Genomic DNA, 11,972 nt, shown 5'->3' with positions numbered 1-11,972 from the left:
ACGCGCTCACGGTTCATGCCACCAGCGTTGGTGGCAGGAAGTCCGAAGCTTATTTCTTGCGAAAAGCATCCAGGCTGACGACTTCACCGGGTTCGTCCGGTTTTTTGTCGTCTTCGGAGATATCAACCTCGGCAGGCCCTGGGGTAGGCGCATCTTCTTCTGCCAGATTGGCTGTGAACTGAAGACCAAACTGGACGCTGGGGTCAAAGAATGCCGTCACTGCCTTGAAGGGAACAACCAGCTCCCTTGGGACCCCTCCGAACGCCAGCTTCACGCTGAACTGCTCATCGGTGACCTCTAGGTCCCAATACTGGTGCTGGAGCACGACGGTCATTTCTTCGGGGAATTCGGCGCGCAGATCATCGCTCATCGAGACACCGGGAGCGGTGGTCTGGAAGGTGATGAAGAAATGATGCTCGCCGGGCAGGCCCTCATTGCGTGCAAGCTCCAATACCTCGCGTACCACGTGGCGCAGTGCTTCACGGGCGAGAACGTCATATTGGATTGATTCAGTGGCCAAGTCTTTTTGCTCCGAAGGTCCTGTATCAGGTCCGGGGTACCCGGATGTATTGGTGTCTGTTTAACGCCAATGCGGAGGCAAGGTCAAAGCGCGTTTACGCGATTTGGTTACTCAGGCGCAAATGCTCATATGAATAAAAGTGAGGGCTTCTGTTGCCAGGTGCCCTCGGACCCCGCTTAACGGCGCGAACCGCTAAGACTCAATTTGAAACCAATCGCGCTGCTACGCAGCGAGACGTGCTTCCGCATAGTTGTCGTTTGCAACTACTAAATCGGCCCGATAACGGCGGAACCATGCCGAGCAAAAGAACTGCCTTTACGCCCTCGTCGATCCTAGTTCGCCCCCACAGAAGCCCGACGTCGGCCAGATTGACCAATATCAGCAGGCTTGTGGTGGAGGCGCCGGGTACTGCCCCCGGGTCCGATAGGTTTATTTCGCAGACCGTTTATCGCCATATCCAGGTGCGACCTGGCACACCCTCAATATATGCACATATGACCGTTGATTAAAGGTTTTCAGCCTAGGCATCGCCGGAGGGCAGGTTTGCGCGCAAAAACTGCACGAGATTGCCACCCATGATCTTGGCAATGGTTTCCTTGGCCAAGCCTGCTTTGAGCAGAGCTTCGGTGAGCACCACAAGCTCAGATGTGTCAAAGGCAACCTGGGTTGCGCCATCATAGTCAGAACCAAGGGCCACATGGTCGTCGCCCACCAGGGCCACTGCGTAAACGATGCTGGCGGCCACTCCGGCTGGAGAGATGTCGCATACAGCCCCGTCCCAGTACCCGATACCAATAAGGCCGCCCTGCGATGCGATGCGCCTCATCAAATCGTCCGAAAGGTTGCGGACACTGTCACACGCGCCGCGGACACCCGTGTGAGACACCACGACAGGGCGCGTTGCCATGTCCAGTACATCGGCTACGGCATTGGGTGAGGAGTGGGCCACATCAATGATCATCTGACGTTCTTCGGCGGCCTTCACCACAGCACGACCATGTTCGTTCAGCCCTTCACCGGTGAGGCCGTGGAGTGATCCACCCAGATCATTGTCGAAGAAGTGGTGCAGGCCGATCATCCGGTAGCCGGCCTGATACAGCACATCGATGTTCTCAACGTTGCCTTCAAGCGGGTGGCCGCCTTCGGTGGCCAGAAGGCCGCCGACGATCGGGTTGCCCGCTGCGCGCTCGACCAGCAACGCATCAATATCCGCACGGGATTGAATGACTTTTAATGCATCTGGTGCGCGACGGGCGGCAGACTGGAGTTTGTCTGCCTGGTAAAGCGCCCGCTCCAGCAAACTGCTCCACGTGGCAATTGGCCAAGCCTGCGCCATGGCTGCCAACGTGATCTGATCACTGTCGGCGGTGTTTTCGTCATAGTTGAGGCCATCGGGAACTTTGGTGACGGCGGCAAATACCTGAAGGGCAACATTGCCCTCGGCCAAGCGGGGTACATCCACATGACCGCGATCCGCACGGTCAAGGACACTTCTGCTCCACAAGAGTGTGTCTGAATGGAGATCGCCGATGGTCAAAGACGCATGCAGCTCTCTGGCGGTATCGCTGACCTCGTAGCCGGTATGTTCGATAACGCGGTTGTTCGGGCGCTCCAATGCGCCTGGGACAATGTACCAGGCGGCACCGTAATAGATGGCCGCCAGAGCGCCCAAAATGATGGCTGACCGTTTCAGCATTGTATGTTCCCGACCCCAAATGGCCCTTTCTAAGGGCATTATCGCGTCTATACACCATTATCAGTGGGTGTCCTTGGCTACCTGACACTGGCGTGCGAGATTAGGGGTGTTAACAAGACGTTAGCAAAAGACCTCCGTCCCATTGGGGTGGGACGTACTGGGGACATCCACGTGAAGCGAATCCAAAAATGCGGTGCATACGCATTCGCGGCCATATTTGTCCTGGCGCAGGCTGTTGGAGCTGTACCCGCTCAATCAGCGGATGCGGATCGGTGGGTCGGCTGGGCGGAACTTGGTGGGGCGCTGGGCGGTACACATGAAGACCGTGCTGAAGCTGCACTTTTTCTGCCGATTGTGCAGGGCGAAAAAGGCCTTTTCTTTCTGGATGCGCGCGGCAAGCTGTTCGAAGAACAGGTCTCTGAAATCAATGCGGCGGTCGGGTATCGCCATATGCTGCCGGGTGGTTGGAACCTTGGTGCCTGGGCCGGTGCTGATCGGCGGGATACGTCACAGGACAATATTTTCTGGGCAGCTTCAGGTGGCGTGGAGGCACTTTCAGACAACTTTGATGTGCGGCTGAACGGGTATCTGGCCATCAGCGATCCAAAAGGGTCTCCGGGACTTGCGTCTGCCGTCATTGAAGGCGGCCAAGTGTTTCTGCTTGGTGGTCAGGAAGTGCCGCTATCGGGTGTCGATGGTGAGGTCGGTTTTCGCATCCCGCTTGAAGGTCTGGGAATTGATGCACAACGACACGCGCTACGGGCCTATGCGGGTGGCTTCTTCTTCGACGACAAAGACGCTTTTGAAAAAGTTGCCGGTCCCAAGTCGCGTGTTGAATGGCGGATCCATGACATTCTGGAGAGCATTCCCGGCTCCTTACTGGCGCTTGAAACCGAATGGCGGTCCGACAGCGTGCGCGGAGGCAATGTGGAAGTAGGACTTCGGTTTCGACTGCCATTTTCCATCTTCGGCGGAAGTGCTGCTCGTTCCTCGGACAAATCAAACCAGTGGCACCGGATGATGGACGGTCTGGAGCGGGACACTGACATTCTCACTGCCCGAAGCGAACGCGAGAATGTTGAAGATCTGCTGACGGGTGTTGATTTTGACCGAGCTGTTGATGTGAACAGCGCTACCGGTGTAACCGCGCCGGCTGCTGCTGCTGGCAGTAATACTCTGCTGGTTGCAGATGGCAGTGGCGGCGCTATTGCCGGTCCGCAGGCCTTGCAGGCGAGCCAGACCCTTTTGGGCGGCGGCGGCAGCATTCAAGTGCGCGGGCTACGATCGGGAACAGTGGCAACGCTGACTGCGCCGGGTCAGACGCCGACCTTCACCAACGCCGTCAACACACCCACCGTCACACTGGCGGACCGCAATCACCTCGCAGGTGTGCGGGTGACCGGCAACACCATCAATTTTGCAAATACAGGCGTGCGGATCGGGTCTGACCAGTTCGTGGTGCTGCAGAATGTTGATATCGCCAATGTTGGTCTGGAAGGTGTGCTCGGGATCAACCGCAACACTGCGCGGCTGATAAACGTAAATGTTTCGAACACACCTAATGCGCCCAGCGTGGCCTTTGGCAACGACAACACCGTGTCGGTTGAGGGCGGGACTTTCGACAGTGGTTTGTTTGGGTTGTTCTTCAACAATCGAAATACCATCAATGTTACTGACGCCACTATCTCGAACGCGACGATCGATGGCATTAATATCAACAGCCGAAATGGCATTGCGATTTCGGGAACCGCTTTCTCGACAATCGGGGTGGATGGCATTGCATTCAACAATCGAAACACGATTTCTCTGACGGATTCAACGTTCAGGAATGTGAGCGCCGACGCCATCTTCGGCAACAACAACAATGTCATTGCTGTCTCGGGCGTGACGGCGACCAATAGCGGCCAAGATTTTGTGGATGTTGCTGATTTCAATACGGTCACTGTCACCAATTCGATGACCAGCAATCTGGCGGGGCAGTCCTTCAACATTGACGACGACAACGTTGTTACGGTTACGGGTGGGCAGTATTCAAGCTCGCTTGAAGCATTTGATGCAGATGATCGAAACACGATCACACTGACGAATGTTGCCCTGTCATCTACGGGCGGTCAGGAAGGCATTGATATTTCCGACAACAATACCCTGGTGGTAACCGGATCTTCGGTCACGGTGACCGGCAACCGGGCGCTTGAGTTCACGAACAACAACAATGTGACCATCGACCTGTCCACACTCAACGGAACTCCCACAAATACTGTGGCCTATGACGGCACGGGCAATGTGGTCAGTGGCTCCGGCAATGTGGATAACACCACGCCAACGGTCGCGTTCTGCTCGAATCTGGGTGTCCAGACAGGATCTATTGGCTTCACCAACGGAACGACTTGTCCCTAGGGCGAGAATCCGGGTTCCGCCAGTCTGAGACTCACGATATTCTGCCCCGATGCAGCAATATCACGAGCTTATGGAACGCGTTCTGGCGGATGGTGCCCAAAAGGGTGACCGCACCGGCACTGGCACATTGTCTGTCTTTGGCCATCAGATGCGATTTGATCTGGGCAAGGGTTTTCCCTTGGTCACCACCAAAAAACTTCATCTCAAGTCGATTGTACATGAGCTGTTGTGGTTCATTGCCGGTGATACCAACACGCGGTACCTCAAGGCCAATGGTGTCAGTATCTGGGATGAGTGGGCTGACGAAAACGGCGAGCTTGGACCGGTTTACGGGAAGCAGTGGCGTTCATGGGACATGCCGGAAGGCGGCACGGTTGATCAGCTGAAGTGGCTGGTTGAGGAAATCCGCACCAATCCCAACTCCCGCCGTCTGATCGTATCCGCCTGGAACCCGGCAGATCTGGACAAGATGGCCCTGGCACCGTGCCACTGCCTTTTCCAGTTCTACGTCGCGGATGGAAAACTCTCGTGTCAGCTGTATCAGCGCTCGGCGGATATTTTTCTGGGCGTGCCATTCAATATCGCATCATACGCGCTGCTAACGATGATGATTGCCCAAGTGACTGGCCTGGAGCCGGGCGACTTTGTGCACACCTTCGGGGACGCACATTTGTATTCCAATCATCTTGAGCAAACCCGCGAGCAGCTGTCGCGGGCTCCGTTTGCTTTGCCGAAGATGGTGCTGAACCCTGAGGTGCGGTCGCTGTTTGATTTCACCTATGAGGATTTCAGCCTCGAAGGCTATGAGGCCCATCCCCATATCAAAGCCCCGGTCGCTGTTTGACCATGTGCATCTGGCGGGCCCTGCAGCACACGCCGGATTGAGGTTCAGGTAATGCGTATTTCACTCGTGGTCGCCGTTGCAGAAAACGGTGTGATCGGCGCTGACAATGATCTCCCATGGCGCCTGAAGGGCGACCTGAAACATTTCAAGGCCACGACCATGGGCAAGCCTATCATCATGGGGCGCAAGACCTACGACTCCATCGGAAAGCCTCTGCCGGGACGAACAAATATTGTGATGAGCCGTCGAGCTGGTGGCGTGTCGGACGATGTGGTTCTGGTCTCATCGCTGGAAGATGCGTTCAGGGCCGCAGAAACAACGGGCGCTGATGAGGCCTGTGTCACCGGCGGTGCTGAAATCTATGCGCTTGCGCTGCCCTACGCTCATACGCTGCACTACACCCGCGTTCATATGGACGCGGAGGGTGATACGCTCTTTCCTGCGTTTAATCAGGACGAATGGACAGAGGTTTCCTCGCAGCGGTTTGAGGCCGGTGAGAATGACAGCGCCGCCTATACGGTTCTGCGGCTTGATCGAGCGGGGGATCCGCCGCGGCGCTATTAGACATCAAGACAACAAAACACTGTTTCGTGGGAGAAACGCCAATGACTGACTTTACCGAGATTGCATCCGGTCTTCGCTTTCCTGAAGGGCCAATTGCCATGGATGATGGCTCGATCATCCTGGTTGAAATTGAGCGCGGAACATTGACCCGGGTGTCTGCTGACGGTGAGGTCTCTGTGATTGCGGAACTTGGCGGCGGTCCAAATGGCGCAGCCATCGGTCCTGATGGTGCAGTCTATGTCTGCAACAATGGCGGCTTTGCCTGGCACGAGCAGGACGGCCTGCTGATCCCCGGCGACAAGCCGGATGATTATTCCGGTGGGCGCATCGAGCGGGTGGACCTTGAAACCGGCAAGGTGGATGTTCTGTATACGGAGTGTGATGGGGTGCCGCTTAATGGACCCAATGATATCGTCTTCGACAAGGAGGGTGGCTTCTGGTTCACCGACCTTGGCAAGAGCTACGGCCGCGTCACGGATCGGGGTGCACTGTTCTATGCCAAGCCTGATGGATCTTCGATCACGCAACAGGCCTTCCCACTGAATACGCCCAATGGTGTTGGTCTGTCGCCGGACGAAAAGACTGTCTACTTCGCAGACACGGTGTCTGGTCGTGTCTGGTATCTTGATATTGAAAGCCCGGGTGTCGCTAAATCTCCCGATGGACCCATTTCAGCGAACCTGCTGATGACAGCACCGGGCCTTCAGTATTTTGACAGTCTGGCTGTGGATGCTGACGGCAATATCTGCGTTGCGACGATCTTCAATGGTGGCATCACGTCTGTCTCACCGGATGGGCAGACGGTCACTCATACGCCTTTGCCGGACCTCCTGGTGACGAACATCTGCTTTGGCGGTGCGGATCTCAAAACCGCATACATCACCCTTTCAGGCACAGGAAAGCTCGTAAAAATGCAATGGCCAACTGCCGGTTTGCCGCTGAATTTCCGCAACAAATAGACTCAGTTCCAGTCACACGAAGGATTTGGCGCGCAAGACAGTTCTTGCACGGATTGTTTTTTGTGGCACTGTCTCCCCCGCGTTAACCAAACCTCTGTGTGGGGTGCCAAAAACAAAACGCGTTCTGGGAGGAACCGACGATGAGACTTATTTTTGCAACGCTTGCAGCCCTTGGTTTTATGACAGGTGTGGCGCTGGCTGACCCGATGGCTTCGTTCTATGAGAACACCGTGAACGTCACAGGCGCTGATGGCGCGGAACGTTCTGTTTTGATCAATGCTGACGGCAGCTATTCGCAGGTCATGGGTGATGCAACCCTTGACGGTACATGGGAGCTGTCAGGTGAAGAGGCATGCTTCTCTTCCGCGGCAACGGCGGAAACCGGACCGTATTGTGTTGCTGCAGTTGAACGTGCCGTTGGCGACAAATGGGACCTCACAGCGCCAGATGGCTCTGCTGAAAGTGCCACGCTTGTAGCCGGACGCTAACAATCCATCACATGCGATCACGGGGCCGGAGCAGAAATGCTCCGGCCCTTTGTGTTTGTGCGATGGGACGGGCGGAAGACTGTGGTGAAGACTGCGGATTTGTGTCCTCACGAATGTCTCACACATATGCGTGTCGGCTTGATGTGCGTGTGATTGGCTGAATACGCACATTGAAGCGGCACAAGGATGTGCATGAGGCAATCAACAACAAACGTCCGGAGGACATCCAATGAAAACGCTTTTGATCTCAGCTGCGCTTGTCGCAATTTCCGCTCCCGCTCTTGCTGCAGGAGCATCTGGTGATTTCCCAGGTGACCGCAACCCACATGCGCCGGTTGCCGTTGAGCAGGCCGTATCTGCCGAAAAGACTGCTCACATGAGCAATGATGATTTCCCAGGTGACCGTAATCCCGGTCATCAGCATGGTACAGCATCTGCTACAGGTTCTTCTGCACAGAGCAATGTTGCTGTGCAGGCAGACGAATTTCCTGGTGACCGCAACCCACATGGTCGCGTGTAACACCTGCTTGAGAACACATCGTGGGTCGTGAGCCCATGACGCCGCCAACGGGGCTCTCATGCGAGAGCCCCGTTTTGCGTTCAGTCAGTGACGACGATGCGTGGAGCGGGTTTTTGTCCCGTGTTTTCAAGGGACGCCATCAGCCCGGCGGCAATCTGTTTGAACACGGATGCTGATGCACCATCCGGCTCTACACCAGATACTGGCCTGCCTTCGTCACCGCCTTCACGAATAGCCGTGATCAATGGCACTTCGCCAAGGAACGGCACATTCAGCTTTTCAGCGGTCTTGCGCGCGCCGCCCTCACCAAAGATGTGATTGCGGGACCCGTCCGGCATTTCGAGCCAAGCCATGTTTTCCACGACACCCAGAATGGGTACCCGCGTTTTTTCAAACATCGCGACGGCCTTGCGTGCATCGATGAGGGCAATTTCCTGGGGCGTGGAGACAATCACCGCGCCTGTCATCGGAACACGCTGGGCAAGGGTCAGCTGTGCATCGCCGGTGCCCGGCGGCATGTCGACGATCAGAACATCAATGGGTGCCCACTCCACATCCACGAGCATCTGCGAAATGGCGGACTGGACCATGGGGCCGCGCCAGATCATGGGTGTGTCTTCTTCGACAATGAGGCCGATGGACATGGCCTTGATGCCATAGGCTTCTAAAGGAATGAGTTTTTTGTTGTCGCTTGCATCCGGTTTGCGATTCAGGCCCAGCATGCGGGGGATGGAGGGGCCGTAGACGTCGGCGTCCAGCAGGCCGACCTTCAGGCCTAGCGCGTGAAGTCCCAAAGCGAGATTGACAGCAAGTGTCGATTTGCCCACGCCGCCTTTGCCGCTGGCAACTGCCACGATGGCGCCGACACCGGGAATGTCGAGCGGTCCGGTTTTTCCGCCCTGGGCATGGGCCGGGGCCTGAGGTGCCGCCTCCTGCTTCGGCGCAGGCGCTGACGGTGCTTCGTTGTGGGCCGTGAGGACGGCGGTTACTGAAAGCACGCCGGGGACAGCCTTTACGGCTTCTGCGGCCGCGGCGCGGACATCCTCCATTGCTGCAGCCTGTGCCGGGTCAATTTCGAGGGCAAATCCCACATTGCCATCACGGATCACCAGCCCCTGAACAAGGCCCGCATCGGGCAGGGTTTTGCCGTTGGGGGCACTGACGGTGGCCAGGGCGGCGAGGATTTGATCCCTGTTCGGTCCAGAACGGCTGGTCATATCGCTAAAGGGTCCTTGATTTGGTGTCCCGGATTGGTCCCGCTAAGGTCAGCACGGCAAGGTTTCCCTTACATAGTTAGGGGGTATGCCGTGCGATTTATTCCGGTTCGCGTTGCAGCGGGCGGTTTGCCTATCATATAAGCCGGTACAGATCTTTTTGAGGGGTAGCACTTGGCTGCCCGTCAGTAACTAGTCAAGGCGGCGCGACAAATTTGCGGTGCGCGCGCCAGATCAAGAGGAAGACATATGCCCTGGGACGACAAGAGTGGTGGTGGCGGTCCATGGGGGCAGGGGCCTTCAGGTGGCGGACGTGGCAATGGGTCCGGTGGTCCGGGCGGTTCCGGCGGCCCTGGCGGTCAGGGTCCTGACCTTGAGGAAATCCTACGGCGCGGGCAGGAACGCTTTCGCCAGTCATTCCCTGGCGGGTCCGGCGGCGGCATCGGCGCACGCGGCATTCTTGCCGGTGTGGTTGTTCTGGCACTGGTCTGGCTTGCTTCGGGCTTTTATCGGGTTCAGCCGGATGAGCAGGGCGTTGTTCTGCGCTTTGGCGAATACAGCAAGACCACCCAGCCAGGTCTGAACTATCGCCTGCCGTACCCGATTGAATCGGTCTACACGCCGAAGGTCACGCGGGTGAACCGCGTTGATGTGGGCATGCGGACCGGTGAAGACACCCGCTCTGTCCGTCAGGGCGCCGTGCGCGACGTGCCGGAAGAGAGCCTGATGCTCACCGGCGATGAGAACATCATCGATATCGACTTTTCAGTGTTCTGGGTCATCAAGGATGCGGACGATTATCTGTTCAACATCCAGAACCCTGTGGGGACCGTGAAGGCTGTGGCTGAAAGCTCCATGCGTGAGGTTGTTGGCGAATCAAACATTCAGCCACTGCTCACCGAAGGTCGTCTTCAGGCGCAGGCCCGTGTGTCGGACCTGATGCAGAACCTGCTGGACGAATATGGTGCAGGCATCCGTATCACTCAGGTGCAGATCCAGGGCTCCAACCCGCCATCTGCTGTGATTGATGCATTCCGCGACGTGCAGGCTGCCCGTGCTGACGCCGAGCGCTCACGAAACGAAGCTGAATCCTATGCCAACCGGGTTTTGCCGGAAGCGCGTGGTCAGGCTGAACGGGTTGAGCAGGAAGCTGCTGCCTATCGTGACCAGACAGTTGAAGAAGCTGAAGGTCAGGCCCGCCGCTTCCTCTCCATCTACGGTGAATATGCGGAAGCGCCGAATGTGACGCGTCAGCGTATGTATCTGGAAACCATGGAGCGCGTGCTCAACAACATGAACAAAGTGCTGATCGATGGCGATAGTGGGTCAGGCGTGGTGCCGTATCTGCCACTGCCTGAGGTTGAGCGCCGTCGCAATACGACGCAGGAGGCAAACTAATGGGCCGCACTACACTCATCGGCCTTGCGGTCGTCCTCGTCATTGGCGGCATTGTTGCAGCCAATTCTCTCTTCACGGTTCATCAGACCCAGCAGGCGCTTGTTCTGCAGTTTGGTGCGCCTCAGAAAGTCGTTCTTGAGCCTGGCCTGAAGTTCAAAGTGCCGTTTGTTCAAAACGTCATCACCATCGACAAGCGCATTCTTGATCTGGATATCCAGCCGGAAGAAGTCATCGCGTCTGACCAGAAGCGCCTCGTTGTGGATGCTTTTGCCCGGTTCCGGATTGTTGACCCGCTGAAGTTCTACATCTCGGTTGGCAATGAATCAGTTGCCCGGTCTCGCCTTGGCACCATTCTGGGGTCCAGCCTTCGCCGCGTACTTGGTGAGGAAAGCTTCGAAGCTGTTGTGCGGGACGACCGTGCCGTCTTGATGGAGCGCATCAAGGACCAGATGAACGGTGAAGCCGAGCAGTTTGGCATCGACGTTGTGGATGTGCGTATCCGCCGCGCTGACCTGCCGGAAGCCAACAGTCAGGCGATTTTCCGTCGGATGCAGACGGAACGTGAACGTGAAGCCAATGAGTTTCGTGCTCAGGGTCAGGAAGTGGCGCAGCGTATCCGCGCCAATGCTGATCGTGGTGCAACGGTGACGATCGCCGAATCGACACGTAACGCTGAAATCATTCGTGGTGAGGGCGATGCCTGTCGTAACCGCATCTTTGCGGAAGCGTTTGGCATTGATCCAAACTTCTTTGCTTTCTACCGCTCAATGCAGTCCTACGAGCAGGCGTTGATGGTGGGTGAAACCACGGCTGTGCTGTCTCCTGACAGCGAGTTCTTCCGCTATTTCACAAACCCCAATGCCATTCCAAACAGCAATGCTCCTATTGGGCGGTCGGCATCCATACAGGCAAAAGCGCTGCTGACCCGACTTGAAGGTGATGCCACGTTGCGCAGCATTCTTTGCGCTGAGCTTGAACAGGCCGCACCTACGGTGGATATCGAGCTTCCTCTCGAAGCACCGGTTGAAACTGCACCAGTGACGGAGCCGGTTGTTGAAACAGAAGAAGCAGCGCCTGCCCAGTAAGCGGGCGGTGCTCAGCACATGACTGATCTTGTGGTTGCCATAGGCCTCGTCCTCGTCATAGAGGGCGTGGCCTATGCTGCTTTTCCTCAAGCGTTCCGCCGTATGCTGAAGATGGTGGAAGACACGCCTGACGCATCTTTGCGTATGGGGGGACTATTGGCGGCCTCAATTGGCCTGGTCATTGTCTGGCTGGTGCGCGGCTGAAGACTGCGCTTGGGGCCTGCGTTCAGGGCCATGAACCTCACGAAAACGTAATGTTCATGGCGCCGGCGCGCCTCCTTTTGCCC

At 56.8% G+C, this 11,972-nt stretch carries 12 protein-coding genes and 1 other RNA gene; 9 read left to right on the top strand and 4 right to left on the bottom strand.

From position 1 onward, the window contains the following. Window positions 1–49: 49 nt before the first annotated feature. From ABXH05_RS01695 to ABXH05_RS01685, 3 genes are all read right to left on the bottom strand, one after another. The gene (locus tag ABXH05_RS01695) at window positions 50–520 is read right to left on the bottom strand and encodes an SspB family protein (RefSeq protein WP_353559498.1); all 471 of its coding nucleotides are present in this window, start codon (window positions 518–520) and stop codon (window positions 50–52) included. 138 nt (window positions 521–658) lie between these two features. Then, window positions 659–1,034: a transfer-messenger RNA gene (ssrA, locus tag ABXH05_RS01690) on the bottom strand. A 6-nt stretch (window positions 1,035–1,040) separates the two neighbouring features. Continuing rightward, window positions 1,041–2,216: a dipeptidase gene (locus ABXH05_RS01685; protein WP_353559497.1), complete on the bottom strand. Its 1,176-nt coding sequence runs from the start codon at window positions 2,214–2,216 to the stop codon at window positions 1,041–1,043. Between the two features lie 171 nt (window positions 2,217–2,387). On the opposite strand from ABXH05_RS01685, the gene ABXH05_RS01680 reads away from it, so the two are divergent. The 6 genes from ABXH05_RS01680 to ABXH05_RS01655 all read left to right on the top strand — a co-directional run bounded on the left by ABXH05_RS01680 (window position 2,388) and on the right by ABXH05_RS01655 (window position 7,988). Continuing rightward, a complete protein-coding gene (locus tag ABXH05_RS01680) occupies window positions 2,388–4,613 on the top strand; it encodes an inverse autotransporter beta domain-containing protein (protein ID WP_353559496.1) in 2,226 nt (741 codons plus the stop codon). Between the two features lie 49 nt (window positions 4,614–4,662). Beyond that, window positions 4,663–5,457 (top strand): thymidylate synthase, encoded by a 795-nt coding sequence (locus tag ABXH05_RS01675; protein WP_353559495.1) that lies wholly within the window; start codon window positions 4,663–4,665, stop codon window positions 5,455–5,457. A 51-nt stretch (window positions 5,458–5,508) separates the two neighbouring features. Continuing rightward, on the top strand, window positions 5,509–6,021 hold the full coding sequence (locus ABXH05_RS01670) for a dihydrofolate reductase (RefSeq protein ID WP_353559494.1): 513 nt from the start codon (window positions 5,509–5,511) through the stop codon (window positions 6,019–6,021). 41 nt (window positions 6,022–6,062) lie between these two features. Next, window positions 6,063–6,980, top strand: a complete 918-nt coding sequence (locus ABXH05_RS01665; protein ID WP_353559493.1) for an SMP-30/gluconolactonase/LRE family protein — start codon at window positions 6,063–6,065, stop codon at window positions 6,978–6,980. 140 nt (window positions 6,981–7,120) lie between these two features. Then, entirely contained in the window at window positions 7,121–7,468 is a 348-nt protein-coding gene (locus ABXH05_RS01660) for a hypothetical protein (RefSeq protein WP_353559492.1), read from the top strand. Between the two features lie 229 nt (window positions 7,469–7,697). Beyond that, the gene (locus ABXH05_RS01655; protein ID WP_353559491.1) at window positions 7,698–7,988 is read left to right on the top strand and encodes a hypothetical protein; all 291 of its coding nucleotides are present in this window, start codon (window positions 7,698–7,700) and stop codon (window positions 7,986–7,988) included. A gap of 80 nt (window positions 7,989–8,068) precedes the next feature. Here the strand turns inward: ABXH05_RS01655 and ABXH05_RS01650 are convergent, their stop codons facing one another. Further along, window positions 8,069–9,205, bottom strand: a complete 1,137-nt coding sequence (locus tag ABXH05_RS01650; RefSeq protein WP_353559490.1) for an Mrp/NBP35 family ATP-binding protein — start codon at window positions 9,203–9,205, stop codon at window positions 8,069–8,071. 246 nt (window positions 9,206–9,451) lie between these two features. Here ABXH05_RS01650 and hflK point away from each other — a divergent pair, with 246 nt between their 5' ends. The 3 genes from hflK to ABXH05_RS01635 are packed head-to-tail and all read left to right on the top strand — an operon-like array spanning window position 9,452 to window position 11,889. After that, a complete protein-coding gene (hflK, locus tag ABXH05_RS01645) occupies window positions 9,452–10,600 on the top strand; it encodes an FtsH protease activity modulator HflK (protein ID WP_353559489.1) in 1,149 nt (382 codons plus the stop codon). Next, window positions 10,600–11,685, top strand: coding sequence for a protease modulator HflC (gene hflC, locus ABXH05_RS01640; RefSeq protein WP_353559488.1), 1,086 nt, complete (start codon window positions 10,600–10,602; stop codon window positions 11,683–11,685). Before hflK ends, hflC begins: the two co-directional genes overlap by 1 nt. A gap of 18 nt (window positions 11,686–11,703) precedes the next feature. After that, window positions 11,704–11,889 carry a DUF2065 domain-containing protein gene (locus ABXH05_RS01635; RefSeq protein WP_353559487.1) on the top strand — a complete coding sequence of 62 codons (186 nt, stop codon included), beginning with the start codon at window positions 11,704–11,706 and terminating at the stop codon, window positions 11,887–11,889. Window positions 11,890–11,972 lie beyond the last annotated feature (83 nt).

The sequence above is a fragment of the Pyruvatibacter sp. HU-CL02332 genome (assembly GCF_040362765.1).
Lineage (GTDB): Bacteria > Pseudomonadota > Alphaproteobacteria > CGMCC-115125 > CGMCC-115125 > Pyruvatibacter.
Note: the sequence above shows the minus strand (reverse complement) of the source record. Positions and strands in the feature narration are given on the sequence as shown.